Here is a 20,005-nt window from a genome sequence, read left to right on the forward strand (position 1 = left end):
AAGGGCAAGGTGGCGGGGGCGTGGCCCGACCAATGGCTGCTGGCGCCGCTGCGCGCGCTGGTCGAGGCGCGGGGGCATCTGTTCCCCCTGGCCGCGGTGCTGATCGGCTGCGGCGTGGGCCTGTGGTTCGTCTGGCCGTCCGAACCGGGCCGGGCGCTGTATCTGGGCGCGGGCGGGCTGGCGCTGGCCGCCGCCCTGGCGCAGCGTTGGGCGCCCGATCTGCTGCGCCCGCCTGCGGCGGCGCTGCTGGCACTGATGCTGGGCTTTCTGGCCGCCGGGCTGCGCGCCCATCTGGTGCAGGCGCCGATGCTGACCTTCCGCTACTATGGCCCGGTCGAAGGCCGCATTGTCGAGATTGACCGTTCCGCCTCGGATGCGCCGCGCATCACGCTGGATCATGTGGTGCTGGAAGACCTGCCGCCCGACCGCACGCCGCAGCGGGTGCGGCTCTCGTTGCAGGGCGACCAGCCCTTCCTGACCCCGGCGCCCGGCCAGACCGTGATGGTCACCGCCAGCCTGGCCGCCCCCGATGGCGCGGTCGAACCGGGGGGCTTCGACTTTCGCCGCATGGCCTATTTCGCCGGGCTGGGCGGCGTCGGCTATACCGCCAAGCCGCTGGTGCTGCTGGAGGATCCGGGCCCGGCCGACGAACGCATCGGCCGGCTGCGCAGCTATCTGTCGGGGGCCATGCAGGCCGCCATTCCGGGCGATGCCGGCGCCTTTGCCGCGGGCGCCATGACGGGCGACCGTTCGGGCATCAGCCATGATACCGTGGTGGCGCTGCGCGACAGTTCGCTGGCGCATCTTCTGGCCATCTCGGGCATGAACCTGGCCTTTCTGGTGGGCTTCGTCTTCGCGCTGCTGCGCACGGCACTGGCGCTGGTGCCCGCGCTGGCGGTACGGGCGAACGGCAAGAAGGTGGCGGCGGTGATCTCTTTCGCGGTGGCGGGGTTCTATCTGCTGCTGTCGGGATCGAATGTCGCGACCGAACGCGCCTTCGTCATGGTGGCGGTGATGCTGGGGGCGGTGCTGCTGGACCGCCGCGCCATCACCCTGCGATCGGGCGCGGTGGCGGCAACGGTCCTGCTGCTGCTGCGTCCCGAAAGCCTGCTGGAGCCGGGGTTCCAGATGTCCTTCGCCGCAACGCTGGGGCTGATCTGGGGCTTTTCTGTGCTGGATCACAAGGTCATGCTGGGCGACTGGCCGCGCTGGACGGTGCCGGTCTTCACCCTTGTCGCCAGTTCCGCCATCGGCGGCATCGCCACCGCGCCCTATGCGGCGGCGCATTTCAACCGCTTCACCGATTACGGCTTTGTCGCCAACCTGCTGACCGTTCCGGTCATGGGCGCGGTGGTCATGCCGATGGGCGCTCTGGCGGCCCTGCTGGCGCCGCTGGGGCTGGCCGGGGGGCCGCTGTGGCTGATGGGACTGGGCTGCGACTGGATTCTTTACGTTGCGCATCGGGTGGCCGCCATCGACGGCGCGGTGACGGCGATCCCCGCGCCGGGGGGCGTGGTGCTGCCGCTCCTGTCGCTCGGGGCGCTCTGGGGTATCCTCTGGCCGGGCCGGGCGCGTTGGGCCGGACTGGCGGCGGTCGTGCTGGCCCTGCTGCTCTGGCCGCTGGCGGAACGGCCCGGCCTGCTGATCTCGGGCGACGGGCGGCTGGTCGGGCTGATGGGGCCACAGGGGCGGGCGCTGTCGGCCGCCGGGGGCGGCGGCTTTGCCGCGAAGAACTGGCTGGAAAACGACGGCGATCTTGCCTTGCAGCCCGAAGCGGCGGCGCGGCCGGGGTTCACCGGGCCGAAGGAAGCGCGGCGCTTCGCCTTTGCCGGCCTGCGCGGCGTTGTGCTGACCGGCAAGACCGGCGCGGCCCTGCTGGGCGACGCCTGCGCCTCGGCCGATCTGGTGATCCTGGCGGCGCGGGCCGAAGCCGCCCCCGAAGGCTGCCACCTGATCGACCAGACCATCCTGCGCGACACCGGCCCGCTGGCCCTGTCCCAGGGCGCGGACGGCACCATCACCTTGCGCGCGGGCCGTTCGGGCGGCCGGATCTGGAGCGGCCCTGTGCTGGACAACAGCCGTCTGGCCGGCCTGCTGCCCGATCTGCCCCCGCAGGCAGCGCCCGGCCCGGATCAGTAGTTGCGGATCAGCCCGACCAGCCGGCCCTGCACCTTGACCAGATGGTCGGGGAAGACACGGGTTTCATAGGCGGGGTTCGCCGCCTCCAGCGCGATCATGTTGCCGCGCCGGCGAAAGCGTTTCAGCGTGGCCTCGTGATCCTCGACCAGCGCCACGACAATATCGCCGTTCTCGGCGGTGGTCTGTTCGCGGATCACCACGATGTCGCCATCGTTGATCCCCGCCTCGATCATCGAGTCGCCCTTGACCTCAAGCGCGTAATGGTTGCCGCGGCCCGCCAGCATCGAGCCGGGCACCGCAACATGGTGGCTGACCTCGCTGATCGCCTCGATCGGCACACCGGCGGCGATGCGGCCCATGACCGGCAGTTCCATCGCATGGATCGCCTCGACCGGCACGGCATTGCGCGGCGGATCGCTGCGGTCGCCCTTGATGACGCGCGGGCTGAAGCCGGGCCGTTCCATCGCATCGGGCAGCTTGATGATTTCCAGCGCGCGGGCGCGATGGGCCAGCCGCCGGATGAAGCCGCGTTCTTCCAGCGCGGTGATCAGCCGGTGGATGCCGGATTTCGACCGCAGATCCAGCGCCTCTTTCATCTCGTCAAAGGAAGGCGGCACGCCGTCGCTGTCCATCCGGTCCTTGATGAAATTCAGAAGTTCAAGCTGCTTGCGCGTGAGCATCGGTTCCCCCGGTCGGGCATGGGTTTTGGGCGGGTGTTTTGGGCGGGTATTTGGGGCAGGCGTTGACGCAATGTTCTGCCCGTGTTCCCGGTTTGTGTCAAGCAATTTGCGAATCACCGGCCGCAAACGCCGCCGCGGGGCGCTTCGCCCCCCGCACCCCCAGAGGGTATTTGGGCCAACTGGAAGGGTCAGAACGGCAGATAGGGCACGGTCTCGCCCGGCTGGCGCTGGCCGTCCGATGCGGGCCGGATCAGCAGGGCGCTGGCCTCGCTCAGAATGGTCAGCAGCGCGCTGTCCTGCTGGGCGAAGGGGGTGATGCGGTCGCCGGCCAGGCGGGCGCGCATGTAATGGGCGCGCGGGCCGTTGGCGGGCAAGGGTTCGGTCAGGATCGCGGCTTGCGGGGCGGGCAGCGGCGCGGGGTCGCCTTGCAGGGCGCGCAGCAGCGGCAGCAGGAAAAGCTGCCCGGTGATGATGGCCGAAACCGGGTTGCCCGGCAGGCCCAGCAGCACCGACGCCCCCAGCCGGCCCGCCAGCAGCGGCTTGCCGGGGCGCATGGCCACCTTGTGAAAGGCGGGCACCAGCCCAAGGTCGCCGGCGGTGCGGGCCACCAGATCATGATCGCCGACCGAGGCGCCGCCGATGGTGACGATCACATCGGCCCCGTCCGCCAGCGCAAACACCGCGCGCAAGGCGGCGTCCTCATCCCGGGCGATGGGCAGCAGTCGCGTTTCCGCCCCGGCGGCGCGCGCCATCGCCTCCAGCGCAAAGCTGTTCGAGGCGATGATCTGGTCGGGGCCGGGGTCTTCGCCGGGCATCACCAGCTCATCCCCGGTGGCGATGAAGGCCACCACCGGCCGGCGCGCGACGGGCACCTGCGCCACGTTCATCGCGGCCAGCAGCGCCAGATCGGCCGGGCGCAGCCAGCGCGGCGCGAGCCGGGCGCCGGCGGCGAAATCGGCGCCTTGCGGGCGGATGTTGCGCCCGCTGTCGGCGGCCACGCGCAGCGTGATGCGGTCCCCCTGACGGTCAACGTCTTCCTGGATGACCACACGGCTGGTCCCGGCGGGGACGGGGGCGCCGGTGAAGATGCGCACGGCCTGTCCGGGCCCGACAGACCCCGCGAAGCCATGTCCGGCCCCCGCCTCACCCACAACCTGGAAGCTGTCACCGGCGGCGGGATCGCCCGCAACGGCATAGCCATCCATGGCCGAGGCATCGAAGGGCGGCTGGTCGCGGCGCGCGGCGACCGGGGCCGCCAGCCAGCGGTTGGCCGCCGCCCGCAGCGGTACCGTCTCGGACGAAAGAGGCGCGGCCAGCGCCAGAAGGCGGGTCTGCGCATCTTCGACCGAAATCATCGCTTCGCCTCGTAAAGACCTGATTTTCCACCGTCTTTCAGCAGAAGGCGGATGCCTTCGATCGTCATGGATTTCTCGACCGCCTTCACCATGTCATAGACCGTCAGGCAGGCCACCGAGACGGCGGTCAGCGCCTCCATCTCAACCCCGGTCTGCCCGCCGGTCCTGACCGTGGCCTCAACCCGGATCGCGGAGCGCAGCGGATCGGCGGTCAGCTCCAGCGCGACTTTCGTCAGCGGCAACGGGTGGCAGAGGGGGATCAGATCGGCGGTCTTCTTGGCGCCCATGATGCCCGCCAGACGCGCCACCGACAGCACGTCGCCCTTCTGCGCGCGCCCTTCGGTGACCAGCGCCAGCGTGGCGGGCGCCATCACCACATAGCCTTCGGCCACGGCAATGCGGTCGGTGACCGGCTTGCCCGAGACATCCACCATATGCGCCGCGCCGGTGGCGTCGAAATGGGTCAGTCCGGGCGGGCCTGCGGTCATATCCGGCCCCCTTGCGCCGTCAGCGGACGGGCCAGAATGGCGCGCGTGGCGGTGGCCACGTCGTCCTGCCGCATCAGGCTTTCCCCGATCAGGAAGCAGCGCGCGCCGAAGCGGGCCAGATCGGCCAGATCCTCGGGGGCATAAAGGCCGCTTTCCGCCACGATCAGCCGGTCTTCGGGCACCAGCCGCGCCAGCTTGCGCGTGGTGTCCAGTGACACTTCGAACGTGTGCAGGTTGCGGTTGTTGATGCCGATCAGCGGCGATTTCAGCGCCTGCGCGCGTTCCAGCTCGGCCTCGTCATGCACCTCGATCAGCACATCCATGCCCCAGGTCAGGGCCGCGTCTTCCAGCTCCGCCGCCTGTTCGTCGGACAGCGAGGCCATGATCAGCAGGATGCAATCGGCCGACAGCGCGCGGGATTCGGCCACCTGCCAGGGATCGTACAGGAAATCCTTGCGCAGGCAGGGCAGTTTGGTGGCGTCATGCGCCTGGGTCAGGAACTCGTCGGCGCCCTGAAAGCTGGGCCCGTCGGTCAGCACCGACAGGCAGGTGGCGCCGCCGTCCTCATAGGCGGCGGCCAGCGCCGGCGGGTCGAAATCGGGGCGGATCAGGCCCTTCGACGGGCTGGCCTTCTTGATCTCCGCGATCAGACCGTAGCCCTGCATCGCCGCCTCGCGCAGCGCGCGGGCAAAGCCGCGCGGCGCCGGCGCGGACCGGGCGGCCTCTTCCACCTCGGCCAGCGGGCGGGCGGCCTTGCGGGTGGCCACGTCCTCAAGTTTGTAGGCCTTGATCCGGTCGAGAATGGTGGTCATGCGGGTCTTCCTGTTGCGGCGCGGACCGGGGGTTTCACAGCCCCGGACCCCGTGGGGTATGTGTCCCAGGATGAAGGGAATGAGCGGGATCGCGGAAGACTAGCGAAGCCTGCGCCGGAAGGAAAGGTTCAGCGGGACCAGTCGATGACCGGCTCGCCCCGCGCGGCCAGCCAGCGGTTCACGGCCGAGAAGGGCCGCGCGCCGAAAAAGCCCCGCCAGGCCGACAGGGGCGAAGGGTGCGGGGTTTCGATGAACAGGTGGCCGTCGCGCGGCAGATCGGCGCAAAGCCGTTGCGCCGGTGCCCCCCACAGCACAAAGGCGCGCGGGCCATCGGCAGCGGTGGCCTGCACCACCTGCGCAGCCAGCTCCTCCCAGCCCCAGCCCTTGTGACCGTTGGCCCGCCCCACCGGCACCGTCAGCGCGGTGTTCAGCAGCAGCACCCCCTGGTCGGCCCAGGGCGCAAGGTCGCCATCGGCCTTGGGCTGGCCGGTGTCTTCGGCAAGCTCGGTCAGGATGTTGCGCAGGCTGTCGCGCGGGGGCTGGCCCGGCGGAAAGCTGAAGGCAAGTCCGGTGGCGCGGCCCGGCGTGGGGTAGGGGTCTTGCCCCAGGATCACCACCCGCACCCGGTCGCGCGGGGTCAGCGCCAGCGCGCGGAAGATCACGTCCGGCGCGGGCTGCCAGTCGGGCACCGCCCGCAGCCGTGCCCAAAGGGCCGGCCACTGGTCGCGAAAGAACGGCAGGCCGGCCCAACTGGCGGGCGGCGGCGGCGCGTCAGCCATGCGTCAGGCGGGCAACATCGGCCAGCTTGGCCTTGGCCGCGCCGCTGTCGATCGAGGCGCGGGCCATCTCCACCCCCTCGGGCAACGAGGCGGCCTTGTCCGCCACCACCAGCGCGGCGGCGGCGTTCAGCAGCACCGCATCGCGATAGGCGCCCGCCTCGCCGTCCAGCAATGCGCGGAAGGCAACGGCGTTTTCCGCCGGCGTGCCGCCCAGCACCTTTTCGAACGGATGGTAGGGCAGGCCCGCATCTTCGGGATGCAGGGTGAATTCGTGGATCGCGCCGTTTTCCAGCGCCGCCACCTTGGTGGGTGCGGCGATCGAGATTTCATCGGTGCCGTCGCCGCCATGCACCAGCCAAGCCTTGACGGTGCCAAGCTGCAGCAGGGTTTCGGCCATGGGCCGGATCAGCGCGTCGGAAAAGGCGCCGGTCAACTGGCGCGTCACCCCGGCGGGGTTGGTCAGCGGCCCCAGGATGTTGAAGATGGTGCGGGTGCCCAGTTCGGCCCGCACCGGCCCCACATGGCGCATGGCCGGATGGTGCATCGGCGCCATCATGAAGCCGATCCCGGCCTGCGACAGGCAGCGTTCCACCACCTCGGCGCCAACCATGACATTCAGGCCCAGCTCCGTCAGCGCATCCGCCGCGCCGGATTTGGACGACAGGTTCCGGTTGCCATGCTTGGCCACCGGCACGCCGGCCCCGGCCACCACAAAGGCGGTCGCGGTCGAGATGTTCAGCGTGCCCTTGCCATCGCCGCCGGTGCCCACGATGTCCATCGCGCCTTCGGGCGCGCGGACGGGGTTGCACTTCGACCGCATCACCCGCGCGGCGGCGGCATATTCATCGACCGTCTCGCCCCGCGTGCGCAGCGCCATCAGAAAGCCGCCCATCTGTGCGGGGGTGGCGGTGCCTTCGAACAGGCAGGCAAAGGCGGCCTCGGCCTCGTCCCGGGTCAGCGGGCGGGTGGCGGCGATGCCGATCAGCGGTTTCAGAACCTCGCTCATGCCGTCACCTTGACGCCGGCGGTTTCCAGGAAATTCTGCAGCATCCGGTGCCCGTGTTCGCTGGCAATGGATTCGGGGTGGAACTGCACCCCTTCGATCAGCTTCTCGCGGTGGCGCAGGCCCATGATGGTGCCGTCCTCCAGCCAGGCGGTGATCTCCAGACAATCGGGCAGGGTCTCGCGCTCGACGATCAGCGAATGATAGCGCGTGGCGACAAAGGGCGAGGGCAGGCCGCGGAACATGCCTTTGCCTTCGTGGTGCATGGTGCCCATCTTGCCATGAACGATCTCGTGGCAGCGGATGACCTTGCCGCCGAACGCCTCGCCAATGGTCTGGTGGCCCAGGCACACGCCCAGCAGCGGCACGTCGTTTTCGGCGGCGGCGCGGGTCAGCGGCAGGCAGATGCCGGCCTGCGCCGGGTCACAGGGGCCGGGCGACAGCACAATCGCCTGCGGCCGCATCGCCAGCGCCTCCTGCACCTCAAGCGCATCGTTGCGCCGCACCACCACATCGGCGCCAAGTTCGCCGAAGTAATGCACAAGGTTCCAGGTGAAGCTGTCGTAATTGTCGATCAGAAGCAGCATGTCGGTGGCAACCCGTTGGTTCCCCGTGGGGCGGGCCGGAACGGCCCGGCCTGCGGCCCCGAGGAACGTCGTCCCGCTTATCGCGCATCTGACCCCGGGGGGCAACCGCCCTGCGCAGAGGGGTTTCCCCCTCTGCGCGGCCGGTCATGCGGCAACAAGCGGCTGGTCCTTGCGCTCCAGCAGGCGCAGCAGCCGCCGGGCAAGGCCCCCCGTCAGGAAAGTGCGGGCCGCGGCCGGGCGGAAGCCCGTTTCCCGCAGCTCGGGGAACAGCTCCAGCAGTTCCGCGCGGGCGGCCCGGTCCACCATCCGCAGCGCCTGCGGGCCGGGATAGAACGACTCGGTCTCGGCCCCGTTGGCAAAGACCACTTCATGCCGGTCGAACAGGATGTGGAAATACTCCACCGGCCCGCAGTCCCGCGCCTCTTCGATGCCGTCGCTGGCCAGCAGGTGCTTGGCCGCCACCAGCACCTCATCCTCGCCGGCGATCCGTTCCGCCAGGGCCGACCGGACCAGAATCCGGTGCTGCGGCGACACCAGCAGATCGGTTTCCGGCAGGGACGGACCAAGCGCGCCCGCCCGGATGCGGATGGGCCGCAGATTGGGCCGGCGGTCCAGCTCAGACGCGGCCATCCGGCGCTGTCCGATCCACAGGATGGGCTGCGCGCCGCGGTCCCGCGTCACCACCGCATCGCCGACCCGCAGATCCTCGATCGGGCGCGGCCCGGTCGGGGTCAGGATCAGGGTGCCCCGCAGGAAGCAGGGCGGACCCGCTTCAATGTTGCGGATGGTGTCGAATTCCAGGGGGCCGGTGTCGAGGCTGTTGCCGTTCTCGTCCTTGCCCGGCAGGATGACGGTGCCCGGCGTCTCGGGAAAGCTGGCGCGGGTGTCCAGCACGATATGGCGCCCGCCGCCGCCCAGACCCTGCACCTCGAACACCACGCCGGTCGGGGTCATCCCCAGCCCGGCTACCAGGTCGGGCTTGGGCACCATGCCGGTGTAAAGGTCGGTCCAGTTGGCCGGGTTGTCCAGATCGGCCTGCGTGGGATTCGCCGGCCCGGAATAGCTTTGCAGCTTCCAGAACTGGCCGTTCGAAAAGGCCTCTGCGCCGTTGATGTTCTGATAGCCGACCAGCCGGAACGTCTCGTCCGGCGCCCCCACCCGCTGGGCATTGTTCACCTGCATGGCAAACCCGGCGTCGCTGGGGTTGTAAAGATTGGTTGGCTGGTATGGCGTCTCGCCCAGGATGTCGCCGCGAACCAGAAGGACAGTCTCAGACATCGTTCCCTTTCAGTCTTTACTCTGGTCAGACGCAGACGGACGCAGGTCTGACCGGCCCTTCGCGGGGCAGGAACCTGGAACGCCTGTGACTGGCATTGTTTCGGAAAGGGGGGAAATTGCCCCCGGCACGATGAACGGGGAACACTTGTCCCGCGGCGCAGACAACAGCACCGGACAACCCCCGCGGTCGACACTGCGGTCGACGCCGGCCCCACTTGCAGGAACGCGCAGCCCGTGTCAACCGCCCGGCACCCGCCATCTGCGCCTGCGGGGACGATAAGAAATATCCGTGTTTCATAAGGTTGTCAGAAGGGGGGAATGTGGCGGCATGTCGCGGCCTCCTCCAGGCCCCGGATCACCCCCGGGCCAGCGCCAACCCGCGCAGGTTGCACCCCGCCGCCGAAACCGGCCCCGACAGGCTTTGCCAGCCTGGCCACTGGCCCATCACCGTTTCAGAAATCGAAACGACCCACGCCCCCGCAATGCCAGCCCACCCACCACGCCCTGCGCGCAGCGGGCAAGCCCGTCAGCAGGCCCGTCAGGAAACATCCGGGAAACCTTGGAGGCGCCATGACCAAAAGCTTGCGCACGGCGGGCCATCTGGCGCTGATGCAGGCATTGGTTGAGGCCCGTCGCAACAGCGGCCTAACGCAGCAGGAACTGGCAGATCGTCTGGGTCGTTCGCAGTCGTTTGTTGCAAAGATCGAAACCGGAGAGCGGCGTGTGGAGGTCATTGAGTTGATCGAGATCGCGCAACTGCTCGGGGTGTCAGCACTGACCCTTCTCGGCCCTGTGGAGGCGGCGTTGCAGGGCAGGGCTTGATCGTCCGCGCCAGAATCCGCCAGCGAACATCGGTCCATGCCCGCAATCACACCGCAAGAATGGCACCGGAGGCGGGGCCAGATGGGTGGTGCGATTGATCCCGGTGATCTGGCGTGATATCCAAAGACTGACAATCTTTGTACATAGCTGCGAAGGGAGGCGTTTCGATGCACATCTCGCTGACGGAAAAGCTGGAAGATTATGTGAAGAGCAAGGTTCAGTCCGGGCTCTACAATAATGCCTCCGAAGTGGTGAGGGAGGCGCTGCGGCTGAAGATAGCCGCCGATGAAGCGGATGAAGTGAAGCTGCAACGCCTGCGCGATGCCATCGAACCTGCTTGGCAGCAGGCTGATCGGGGTGAGTTTGCAGACTATTCGCTCGAGAAATCCCTCGCCAGGCTTCAGGCGCGGAGCTGATGGGCCAATTCCGTCTGACGCTTCAGGCCGAGGGTGACCTTGACCGTATCGGGGCCTATACGCTGGAAAAGTGGGGCATGGATCAGGCGATCCGCTACCTGACCGAGCTTGACCAGACTTTTGCGGCGCTGGCGCAAACAACGGCGCTCGGCAAGGATCGCACTGATCTGCGTCCAGGCCTGATTTCCTGTTCCTGCAACCGGCACATGATCTTCTTTAGGCGCAGCGGGCAGGGCGACGTGGAAATCCTGCGCATCCTGCACGAGCGCATGGACTTCGACCGTCATCTCTGACCGTCCTTTTCGTCAGCACCAAGCCCTTGGCTGTCAATCGGCACGCAAAACTGATCCCAGATCGGCGTCCAAAATTGACCCTCTATGTGGCGCCGGAAAACTCTGCCCTCGGGCGGTCCAACGTTGGGGAGCGGATCACGCCTGGTATATCAAAGCCACACGCCTCGATAGCCGGGCGGTTGCCTTGCTTTGTGCCTAGGCCATCAGGCAATTTACACCAGCTTGACGGACGTGGCCGGATCGGGCGGCGTCGGATACCGATCTACCGCAAGCCGGACGATCTTGACCACCGGATAGTGCTTGTGCTGGAAGCGGCCCATAGCCGCCGGTCAGTCGCCGCGAATGCTGCATAGCCGCATTCCGCAAAGCTGCTGTTCATGCCTTAGCGCAGAAAAATCCGGGGACGAATGTCAGTGGCGCCGAGGGATCCGGCACATAATAAAACGCCGCAGAACAAGCGCCCGGAAGGCTTCAGCCTTGATCGGTCTGGCGCCTGTATTGCTGATCGAAGACCATCTCTTCCATGGCATCGCACAAAGGGTTGCTCGCCGCAGCGCCACGGATCAGGACCAGGTCCAGCGCCTCTGGCATGCGTAGGCCGCCGGCACCTTCCGGCAATATGAGGTGCGGCGGCGCCGAAAGGCGGGTCACGGCGGCGACGGCCAGCCCCGCCTCGACGATCGTCAGCAGCCCGGCGAGGCTGGAGCTTTCATAGGTTGCGCGGAACGTGATGTTGCTTTGCTCCAACGCGGTCAGAACCACCTTGCGCGCGTGGCTTCCGGGCTCGAAGAGCGCCACCGGCAGCGGCCGCCGTTCCAGGGCAAGGCGGTCGCGCGCGGAAATCCAGACCATCGGCTCGCGGCGCACCAGCTTGCCGGTGACGCCGTCTGATCGCGTCACAATGGCCAGATCCACTTGGCTCCCGCTTACCAGCGGCGCAAGCACCGTGGTCTGGGCGCAGACAACCTTGATGTCTGCCAGAGGATACTGCATCCCGAACCGCTCGAGCACGGGCGGCAGAAACTGCGAGATGAAGTCATCCGGCGCCCCGATGGTGATTGCGCCGCGGAAATCGGGCTTGTGAAAGGATTCCGCCACTTCGTCATGCAGTCGGAGGATACGGCGGGCATAGGCCTCCAGGCGCTCGCCCTCGCGCGTCAGGGCAAGGTTTCGGGTGTCGCGGAGAAACAGAACCACGCCCGTTTCCGCTTCGAGCCGCGCGATATGGGTCGAGATCGTTGCCGCAGAACGATGCACCCTTTGCGCGGCGCGGCCGAAGCCCTTCGCGTCGATGCAGGCGATGAATGTACGCAGCAGCACATGATCGAGCTGAATCATTCTTTGGAAATCCCTGACAATAGCTTCAAACCATATTGATTGTTTGTTGAAAGGCCATGGCTATTTTGACCTCGAGCCAGGCATGGGAGCAGATGGATGACGCCTCAGAGACAGGGAGTTGCGGGGGTCGTTCTGGCCCAGACCACGCTGGGCACCCTGGGGCTTTGTGTGATCGAGGTCGGGACCGATCCGCTTTCGACCGCCTTCTATCGCTGTGCCATCGCGGCCCTTGCGCTTGCGGCCTATGGCGCATTGCGGGGCGATCTGCGCGTGCTGTTCCACCTTCCGGCTCGGGTGCTGTTTCTCGCACTTCTGAGCGGGGTACTGATGGTCGGGAACTGGGTGCTGTTCTTCGAGGCGATCCGTCGCTCGGGCATCGCGGTCGCGACGATCGTTTTTCACGTTCAGCCCTTCGTCATGGTGCTGATCGGGGCGCTGGTCTTTCGTGAACGTCTTTGCCTTCCTACCCTTGGCTGGATCGCGCTGGCATTGTTCGGGCTGGCGCTGGCCACTGGGATCTTCGATGCCCCAGAAGGTCATGGGCCCGACTGGATCGGCGTCCTCTGTGCCGTTGGCGCGGCAATCTTCTATGCTGTCGTCACGATCATCGCCAAAGGTTTCCCCCGTTCCAACGGCGCGCAACTGACGTTGTTGCAGTGCCTGTGCGGGGTTCTGATTCTGGCGCCGTGGTTGCCGTTGCCGCCGCAGAACTTGGGGGCTGAGCAATGGGCCTGGCTTGCGATGATCGGGGGCGTGCATACCTGCGCGGTCTATGTCCTGCTTTACAACGCCTTGCCGAAGCTCCCCACCGCCACGGCCGCCGTTCTGCTGTTCCTTTACCCGATCAGTGCTATTGCTGTTGATGCATTCTGGTATCGGCATGCCGTCACGGGTTTGCAGATCATGGGATGTCTCTGCGTCCTGCTCGCGAGCCTAGCCATCACGCTCAAGTGTGGCGGTCCCGCAGGGTGCCGGCCAGAGCAGGTTGATCGCCTCAGAAATCGGCAGGCCGCAGCTGGGGGCGATAGCGTCCCCCCCATCGCGAAGCCGATGGTTGCAGCCGAGAGGGGGTCTATGGCCTCGAACGGGTAATGCGTCACCGCAGCGCCTGTCGAGACCATTCCACAATGTAGTGGCCTACCGGCCCTTACCCGCCGGTCGGCCTGTCAGAATGCTGCCTCACCGCGTTCCCGAAAGCTGCTGTTCGACTCGCACCGCAGCAAGAAACCGACCGGGATGGCAGCGATGCGGGACCTTTCAGACCTTCGCGGCAAATGCGCCAATGTCCGGTTCGGCGAACCGTTCAAAAACGGTCAGAAATGGGCGCCCCGGCCACCCGACAGATACAGTTGCTAAGGCAGAGTATCGGCGTCCAGTTTAGACCCCCCTGAAGTTCTGTCAGATCGCTTGTTGCGGGGCAGCGAACTGAGGGAGGGATGAAGCGGGTGGATACGATCGTGCGGGTGCGGCGGCCTTCTACGTTCAGGGTTGGTCGATGAAGAGGATCGTGCGGGAGCTGCAGGTGTCGCGCAACACGGTGCGCAAGATCCTTCGGTCTGACGAGGCGGACTTCAGCTATGAGCGCGAGCGGCAGCCGATGCCACGGTTCGGGCCTTGGCAGGGGCAACTTGAACAGTTTTTGTCTGGCAACGCGGGCAAGTCCTGCCGTGACCGGCTGACGCTGATCCAGATCATCGAAGACCTGCGCAGGATTGGCGCACAGAGGTGTGCATTTCATATTTCGTCAACTCATGCGCGAAGGCAGCGGTGCCAACTGTCACAGGCGCCATTGGATGAAGGCATCCGGTTAGGTAGGGGCGGGAGCGCCAGAAACGAAGCAGGGTGGCGAAGTTGAAATACCTGAATCTGCAGGTAACTGTGCCACGCCACAGATCACCTCAATAGTAGGCGCCAAGCGCTCAGGAACCATTATGCCATCAGTGACGAGCCGCAAGCCAGGTCAGCCGGAAGATACCGCGGATTTTGCCGAAAACATCCGCCACCTTGTCTCCCGCATGCCCTCAATCGCGGAGGCCTCGAAGCGGATGGGTATCAATCGTCAGCAGTTGAACAAATATCTGAACGGCAGCAGCGTCCCTTCGCTGCGCACCATGCGCCGGATCGCCACGCTCTTCAACATTCCGATCGAGGCGCTGACCTTGCCGCTGGACGAGTTCGGCCATCACATTGGGGACAAGGCCGCGCCCGACAAGATGTCTTCGGATCATTCCTTGATCGCGGAACTCGCCGGAGCATTTACAGAGGCGAGCGAGGTGCTCAAGCCGTATTGTGGCCGGTACTTCCGCTACAACTGCGTGCCCCAGATGCCGAAGTATGTGCTGCGCACCTATGCGATCATCTTTCAGCGGCAGGGCGTTACGCAAGCGCTGGTCCTGGAACGGTTCGCCGCCGCCGGAACACCCTGGAGCCGGAGCAATGTGCGCCGGACGCGTCATCTCTTGAGCTACGTCCAGGACCGGATCCAGTTCATCGACTGCGGCACGCCGGCCCATGAGGTCACGCCGGGCTTCGCTCTGTTCTATCCGGTCTACACCTCCGGCGTGCGCTACCTGAGCGGCGTGTTGCTGAGCAACTTCGGCTTTGGTGCGCGTCCTATCTACAGTTCCAATATTGTCATGCAACGGCGTCGGGCAGGGCAGAGCCTGCGCGAAGACTTGGCCGCCTGCGGGCTGATGTCCCTGGATGATCCGGCGCTCGGTCCAGAGGTCCGCGAACGCCTGTGCTTCGAAGACGGCACTCCGGCGCTCCATCTCGCGGGCTGAGGGCACGATGATCCGCAACAATTTCCCAGTCAATCTGCGCCAACTGGTACACCATCTTTCCGGGACCTCGCGTGCCGCCGAGGCTCTCGGCATCAATCGCCAGCAACTGAACAAGTACCTGAGCGGGCTGACCATGCCATCGCTGGCGACGCTGCAAGGTATCACCGCACATCTGGGCCTTCAGCCAGACGATCTGCTGCTACCGCCAGGGCAGTTTCTGGCGCGCTGGCGCCCGCCGGTGAAGGTCGACGGGCTACCGCCACAAATTCAGGAGGTGTTCGGCGTCCTGCTTGAGAACATGGCACAGACGCGCGACACGCTCGCGCAGTTCTGCGGTCATTACCATGTCTACACGTCACTCCCGACAAATCCCAAAAGGATAGGCCGCGCCTATGCGGCTATTTCGCAGCATGGCGATCTGACCACAGTCAAGATGGTGATGTTTGCCACGAACCGGGGAGAGACCCCGGAAAGCCGCCCGCCGACCAAGGTGACGGGGCTGGTCCAGTGGCTGGGAGAGCGGATCTATATCAACGGCGTGCAGAACGTCGGACAGACCAATGCGCGACTCTACAGCATTGCGCTTTACCCGCCTGCGGTGCCGTCCATGCCCTATCTGACTGGCATGCTGATGACGTCAAACAATGCCCGCACGCGGCCGATCTACGCGCTGCCGATCGTCTTTGATCGTCTTGCCGGAAAGGCTTCGCGCAGGGCCGATCTCCAGGCCTGCGGTGTCTTCTACAAGGACGATCCGAGGCTTGATCCGGGCGCACTCGCTCTGCTCGACGGACAACAGCCGCTGTGGTGACGGCACTGTCTGCAGAATACCTCTGAGTACCCGGAAATCCGATGCCCTCGTCACGCCACCGCCCTTGCGGAATGGCGCGGACAGCATGTCGTATCGTCAAGCGGGCGACCCGGCTTCACTTGTGACGCTCTGGAGAGAAGTGGTGCGAGCCAGCTCGCCAGTGCTACGCCTCAAATGTACGGGTTCGTCTTGGTTTCCATTCCTGCAGTGCGGCATCCCAGCAGGCCGCCGCACGAATGATTCCCTAAGCGGCCTTCCTGATTGTAGCGAGGATGACATCATGCCTGATGTTTTTGGGACGAACGGCAACGATAGCTGGACCAATAACAATACCAACGACCGTTATTTCGGCAATGATGGCAACGACACGATGGTCGGGGGTAATGGGACGGAGGTTCTGTTTCCCGGCTCGAATTCGGCCGCCAACGGCGACTGGATCTACGGCGGCAACGGCAACGATCTGTATTACGGCAACGGCGGCAACGATGTGTTTGTCGAATACGAGACCGACACCGGCAAAGACACGATGTATGGCGGCAACGGCAACGACACGATGCATGGCGGCGCCGATAGCGACCGCATGAGTGGCGACGACGGCGACGATTACATGAATGGCGGGACCGGAAGCGACTCCATGCTTGGCGGGGCCGGAAACGACTACATGTTTGGTCACTACGGGGCCGACACACTCAGCGGTGGCACAGGAAATGATACGATCGACGGTGACAACGGCGCCGATTCGATCAATGGCGGAGACGGTAATGACTCCATAGATGGCGCTGCGGGCACAGATGTGAGCTATGGCGGAGCCGGTAACGACACAATCTACACTGACGCCAATACTGGTGGGCCCGGTGACAACTTCGACACTATCTATGGTGGCGATGATGATGACGTCATCTATGGATTCAACAATGGTCAAGCGCTTTATGGTGACGCCGGGAATGACATAATCTCGGGCGACAACAAATTTTCCGGTGGCTCCGAAAGCAATACCGACACGTCGGAATCTGACAGCCTGTACGGAGGCACTGGCGACGACACGGTTTATTCCGGCTATACTGGGACGACCTCTGCCTATGGCGACTACCTTGATGGTGGCGAAGGGCGGGACAATCTTGTCGGCGGTACAGCCAGTGATACCCTTTACGGGGGATCTGGCGCAGATTCGCTCAGCGCTGGCCAAGGCAATGACCATCTCGACGGCGGGGCCGGCGATGATACGCTGACCGGCGGCACCGGCGATGACCTGTTCATCTGGACCGGCGCCACCAACGATGTGATTACCGATTTCGGTACTGACAGCGGCGTGCTGAGCAACGGCATCCATACCGACAATGACTTTGTCGATCTCTCGGGTATCTATGACACGTCTGCCCTCGGGGAGGTCAACACCAGGATCACGGCGGCGGGCGGCAAGGCCTTCCACACCGAACTCGGGATGCTGCGGGCGGATGCCGCCGATGGCAAGATCGACGGCATCATCAATGGCACCGATTACCGCACCGAACTGGGCATCACCGGCAGCCTTGAAATGACGGGCGTCGCCTCCGGCTTCCTCAACTTCGACAATACTGCCGTCGTATGTTTCGGGGCCGATACGCTGATCCTTACCCTTGAAGGGCCCGTCCGCGCCGGTGACCTTTCGGCCGGCGACATGGTGCTGACGCTGGACAACGGCTACCAGCCGGTGCGCTGGATTGGCAAGCGGCGGTTCAATGCGCTGGATCTGGCGCGGGCGCCGCACCTGCGCCCGGTCCGCATCCGCGCCGGGGCGATGGGGGCCAATATGCCCGAGGCTGACCTGATCGTTTCGCCGCAACACCGCGTTCTGGTGCGTGGCGCGGTTCCCGAACGGATGTTCGGCGTGCAAGAGGTGCTTGTTGCCGCGAAGCAGTTGCTTGGCATGGATGGCTTTGCCGTGGCGCAGGATCTGGACCAGATCGAATATGTCCACTTCCTGTTCGATCAGCACCAGATCGTCTGGTCGAACGGCGCCCCGACGGAATCGCTGTTCACCGGGCCAGAGGCGCTGAAAGCGGTCAACCCCGCGCAACTTGAGGAAATCCTTGCGATCTTCCCCGAACTGGCGAACACCGAAACCGTCCTGCCCGAGCTGTTCCCCCCGGTTCGGCTGCTGGTTCCGGGCCGCCGGGCGCGGTCCATGGCCGACCGGCTTGCCCGCAACGACCAACGCCCCCTGCAGGGGCACGGCCACAGACCCTTGCCCTCTTGCGGGCGGCAGGAAATGGAGATGGCCGCGCTGTCCTAGGCGGCGGCTTGCGGGCGCCGGATGTCGGCCTCGGGCAGGCCGGCCTCAGCCGCCGGCGCCATCAATGTCTGCAAGGGGGCCGTTCTCGGCCCCCATTGCCCGTGAACCGTGGGGACGGGTCTGCCCGATCCGGCCCGGTCGCCGCATGGCGATCACCATCCGAGCGTCTCGCCAGTCGGCCAGCTCATTCCGGTTGTGCTCCTCCCCGGAAATCGGACGGTGACGGAAGCCAGGATCTGACGTTCAGGATGTGACCGGGACAAGGCGATGATGGTAGAAGTGCCAAATGTGGTTACAGAAGACGGACTGCGCGGGTTTCTTGCGCAGGGCTACTGCATCGAGGTCATCTGCGAGAAAGGTGCCGAACGGCGGAACAACACCTGGTACGGGGTTTGGATCGTTCGGGCAGGCGCCCCAGACAGACGCAATGACAAGATGCTTGTCACCAGCCGCAATCTTCTGAAATTCCGAGACTTCAGGACCATTTCCGGTCTGGTGAGCTTTCTTGCTGACATGGGTTGCAAAACCGCCAGTATCCCGCTGGAACAAGGCAGATGCGAACCACATCATCTGACGACACATACACACGACGCGCGCAGATGAACTGGCCAGTTTCCGGCGGCAGGTCAGGGGCCGTGAAGCGCCCTGCGCCTTCGAGGTGTTCTCAGCACCTTTCTGGCCGCAGACCCGCAGCTTCCAACATAGGCGAAGATTCGACAGAACTTGACATCCCTTCGCGCGGCCGCGGGCCACAGCATCAGCGCTGATCCGGGCTTCCGGGCATGCCTTCGCCATCGGCTGCACCGACGTAGCAAGCGCGTCTGACGGGGGTGCAATTGGAAGTGGATCACGACCAAAAGGACGCTCGCTATGCGATGGTGATGACCCGGGGGGCAGGTCATACGGAACAGCAATCGAAAGGGTTGGCTGGCCTGGCCGACCCGCCCCCCAAGACAGGCGGGGCCTGCCCATAGCCGCCTTTCACCCGGACAGGGTGCTGCTTCGTTGCACTTCCCAAAGCTGCTGTTCGTTTTGCCTCGCAGCGGCCACTCGACCACGATGGCATCCACGCGGGACGAGGCGGCCACTCACAATGCGGTCGGGCAAGGCGATAACAGCCTGCCCGACTTGTTTTTACCCCTTCAGACTGAGTGTTACATTCGGAAAGGGAAAGCCGAAGTCGTCGATAGCGCGCCGAGAAACCTCTTGGAAGCCAAGCGCGATGTAGAAGCGAACGGCTTGCTCATTCTCTGTGTAGACCTCTAGGGAAAGTTCCCCCTTCCGGGCCAGTGCATCGGCGATAAGTTTGCGCCCTATGCCAAAGCCCTGCCAGTCTGGCGCGATGAAAATCCCGCCAATGAAGCTGCCCAATAGACTGATGAACCCAACAGTCTCCCCCTCAAGGCAAGCCACTGAAGTCTCTGCCTTAGGCAGATACTCCTCTTCGATCAGTCCCCGCTGCTCGATCAGCCTTGTCTCACCGATGAAGGAATGCGCCCTCATCGAAGCTTCGAACCAGATTTTGGACAGCTTTTTCAGATCCGTTGCCGCGTCAAAGGGCCGGATCACCAAGTTTATGTTCTCCATGAGAACTCCACAGAAATCATGCAAAAAAGCATCGGCGACGATGTCGCCGAACGATACCGCTACATGCGGTTCAATCGAAGCCTCTGTGCATAAATCTCCTTCTGTGACAGTCAGAACATAGGCTACCAGCTCATCAGGCTCAATGGCTGCCTTGGACTCCGAGCAACGTGCGTTGGGACGGCCACACTGACGTTTGGCGGGTTCAACCAATCCGTCGCTCTGGACAGGCAAGGTCGGCCATGATGGCAGTGAAGGCCGGCCCAAAGTCACCGGGCGGCAATGCGACAACGAGTGTCTTCGATAGACCATACTCCGTGAATTGGGGAGGTAATTGGACGGAATCGTTTCTGCCAGTTAGCCTCCCGTTCACTCCGATCTTGCAACGCCTTCTGCTGGGCTATTGCGCCTCCAGAGCCCCTTGATCGTGACCTCCAGCCCGTCGACGAAGCTGTAGATCACCGGGATGACCAGAAGGCTGAGGAAGGTTGATGTGATCAGGCCCCCGATCACGACCGTCGCCATAGGCTGGCGGAAGGAAGGATCGCCCTCGACAAGGCCGAGT

At 65.1% G+C, this 20,005-nt stretch carries 20 protein-coding genes and 1 pseudogene; 9 read left to right on the top strand and 12 right to left on the bottom strand.

Annotation, left to right across the window (positions count from 1 at the left end; translation table 11 throughout):
- The first annotated feature begins 9 nt into the window (after positions 1-9).
- Positions 10-2,139 carry a ComEC/Rec2 family competence protein gene (locus C5F44_RS14880; RefSeq protein ID WP_235822644.1) on the top strand — a complete coding sequence of 710 codons (2,130 nt, stop codon included), beginning with the start codon at positions 10-12 and terminating at the stop codon, positions 2,137-2,139.
- Here C5F44_RS14880 and lexA read toward each other — a convergent pair.
- The 8 genes from lexA to C5F44_RS14920 all read right to left on the bottom strand — a co-directional run bounded on the left by lexA (position 2,133) and on the right by C5F44_RS14920 (position 9,121).
- Complete coding sequence (gene lexA / locus C5F44_RS14885) at positions 2,133-2,819, bottom strand: transcriptional repressor LexA (RefSeq protein WP_107674336.1); 687 nt, start codon at positions 2,817-2,819, stop codon at positions 2,133-2,135. The two genes, C5F44_RS14880 and lexA, sit on opposite strands and share 7 nt — an antisense overlap.
- 188 nt (positions 2,820-3,007) lie before the next feature.
- On the bottom strand, positions 3,008-4,174 hold the full coding sequence (locus C5F44_RS14890; protein WP_107674337.1) for a molybdopterin molybdotransferase MoeA: 1,167 nt from the start codon (positions 4,172-4,174) through the stop codon (positions 3,008-3,010).
- Entirely contained in the window at positions 4,171-4,662 is a 492-nt protein-coding gene (gene moaC / locus C5F44_RS14895; protein WP_107674338.1) for a cyclic pyranopterin monophosphate synthase MoaC, read from the bottom strand. Before moaC ends, C5F44_RS14890 begins: the two co-directional genes overlap by 4 nt.
- Positions 4,659-5,474 carry an indole-3-glycerol phosphate synthase TrpC gene (gene trpC, locus C5F44_RS14900; RefSeq protein ID WP_107674339.1) on the bottom strand — a complete coding sequence of 272 codons (816 nt, stop codon included), beginning with the start codon at positions 5,472-5,474 and terminating at the stop codon, positions 4,659-4,661. The genes moaC and trpC overlap by 4 nt, the downstream gene beginning before the upstream one ends.
- A gap of 128 nt (positions 5,475-5,602) precedes the next feature.
- Positions 5,603-6,253 (bottom strand): uracil-DNA glycosylase, encoded by a 651-nt coding sequence (locus C5F44_RS14905; RefSeq protein WP_107674340.1) that lies wholly within the window; start codon positions 6,251-6,253, stop codon positions 5,603-5,605.
- Positions 6,246-7,259, bottom strand: a complete 1,014-nt coding sequence (gene trpD / locus C5F44_RS14910) for an anthranilate phosphoribosyltransferase (protein WP_107674341.1) — start codon at positions 7,257-7,259, stop codon at positions 6,246-6,248. The genes C5F44_RS14905 and trpD overlap by 8 nt, the downstream gene beginning before the upstream one ends.
- Entirely contained in the window at positions 7,256-7,843 is a 588-nt protein-coding gene (locus C5F44_RS14915; protein WP_107674342.1) for an anthranilate synthase component II, read from the bottom strand. The genes trpD and C5F44_RS14915 overlap by 4 nt, the downstream gene beginning before the upstream one ends.
- Positions 7,844-7,987: 144 nt before the next feature.
- Positions 7,988-9,121 carry a Hint domain-containing protein gene (locus tag C5F44_RS14920; RefSeq protein WP_107674343.1) on the bottom strand — a complete coding sequence of 378 codons (1,134 nt, stop codon included), beginning with the start codon at positions 9,119-9,121 and terminating at the stop codon, positions 7,988-7,990.
- A 570-nt stretch (positions 9,122-9,691) separates the two neighbouring features.
- Here C5F44_RS14920 and C5F44_RS14925 point away from each other — a divergent pair.
- From C5F44_RS14925 to C5F44_RS14935, 3 genes are all read left to right on the top strand, one after another.
- Positions 9,692-9,943, top strand: coding sequence for a helix-turn-helix domain-containing protein (locus tag C5F44_RS14925; protein ID WP_107674344.1), 252 nt, complete (start codon positions 9,692-9,694; stop codon positions 9,941-9,943).
- A 167-nt stretch (positions 9,944-10,110) separates the two neighbouring features.
- Positions 10,111-10,359 (top strand): type II toxin-antitoxin system ParD family antitoxin, encoded by a 249-nt coding sequence (locus C5F44_RS14930; protein WP_107674345.1) that lies wholly within the window; start codon positions 10,111-10,113, stop codon positions 10,357-10,359.
- Positions 10,359-10,652, top strand: a complete 294-nt coding sequence (locus C5F44_RS14935; protein WP_107674346.1) for a type II toxin-antitoxin system RelE/ParE family toxin — start codon at positions 10,359-10,361, stop codon at positions 10,650-10,652. The genes C5F44_RS14930 and C5F44_RS14935 overlap by 1 nt, the downstream gene beginning before the upstream one ends.
- 471 nt (positions 10,653-11,123) lie before the next feature.
- Here C5F44_RS14935 and C5F44_RS14940 read toward each other — a convergent pair whose 3' ends face one another.
- A complete protein-coding gene (locus C5F44_RS14940) occupies positions 11,124-11,990 on the bottom strand; it encodes a LysR substrate-binding domain-containing protein (RefSeq protein ID WP_219908690.1) in 867 nt (288 codons plus the stop codon).
- A 96-nt stretch (positions 11,991-12,086) separates the two neighbouring features.
- Here C5F44_RS14940 and C5F44_RS14945 point away from each other — a divergent pair, with 96 nt between their 5' ends.
- The 5 genes and pseudogenes from C5F44_RS14945 to C5F44_RS14965 all read left to right on the top strand — a co-directional run bounded on the left by C5F44_RS14945 (position 12,087) and on the right by C5F44_RS14965 (position 17,856).
- Positions 12,087-13,082, top strand: a complete 996-nt coding sequence (locus C5F44_RS14945) for a DMT family transporter (RefSeq protein WP_181318286.1) — start codon at positions 12,087-12,089, stop codon at positions 13,080-13,082.
- 373 nt (positions 13,083-13,455) lie between these two features.
- Positions 13,456-13,845 (top strand): annotated as a pseudogene (locus tag C5F44_RS14950) (terminase gpP N-terminus-related DNA-binding protein); the annotation flags it as partial.
- A gap of 85 nt (positions 13,846-13,930) precedes the next feature.
- The gene (locus C5F44_RS14955; protein WP_181318287.1) at positions 13,931-14,773 is read left to right on the top strand and encodes a helix-turn-helix domain-containing protein; all 843 of its coding nucleotides are present in this window, start codon (positions 13,931-13,933) and stop codon (positions 14,771-14,773) included.
- Between the two features lie 7 nt (positions 14,774-14,780).
- Positions 14,781-15,584 carry a helix-turn-helix domain-containing protein gene (locus tag C5F44_RS14960; protein WP_235822645.1) on the top strand — a complete coding sequence of 268 codons (804 nt, stop codon included), beginning with the start codon at positions 14,781-14,783 and terminating at the stop codon, positions 15,582-15,584.
- Positions 15,585-15,864: 280 nt separating this feature from the next.
- On the top strand, positions 15,865-17,856 hold the full coding sequence (locus C5F44_RS14965; RefSeq protein WP_181318288.1) for a Hint domain-containing protein: 1,992 nt from the start codon (positions 15,865-15,867) through the stop codon (positions 17,854-17,856).
- A gap of 243 nt (positions 17,857-18,099) precedes the next feature.
- Here C5F44_RS14965 and C5F44_RS18030 read toward each other — a convergent pair whose 3' ends face one another.
- From C5F44_RS18030 to C5F44_RS14980, 3 genes are all read right to left on the bottom strand, one after another.
- Complete coding sequence (locus tag C5F44_RS18030; RefSeq protein WP_181318289.1) at positions 18,100-18,426, bottom strand: hypothetical protein; 327 nt, start codon at positions 18,424-18,426, stop codon at positions 18,100-18,102.
- 564 nt (positions 18,427-18,990) lie between these two features.
- Positions 18,991-19,443, bottom strand: a complete 453-nt coding sequence (locus tag C5F44_RS14975; protein WP_107674351.1) for a GNAT family N-acetyltransferase — start codon at positions 19,441-19,443, stop codon at positions 18,991-18,993.
- Between the two features lie 366 nt (positions 19,444-19,809).
- Positions 19,810-20,005, bottom strand: a 196-nt coding sequence (locus C5F44_RS14980; RefSeq protein WP_146161961.1) for an efflux RND transporter permease subunit, incomplete at its 5' end; no start/stop codon positions are given.

The sequence above is a fragment of the Fuscovulum blasticum DSM 2131 genome, assembly GCF_003034965.1.
GTDB classification, from domain to species: domain Bacteria; phylum Pseudomonadota; class Alphaproteobacteria; order Rhodobacterales; family Rhodobacteraceae; genus Pseudogemmobacter; species Pseudogemmobacter blasticus.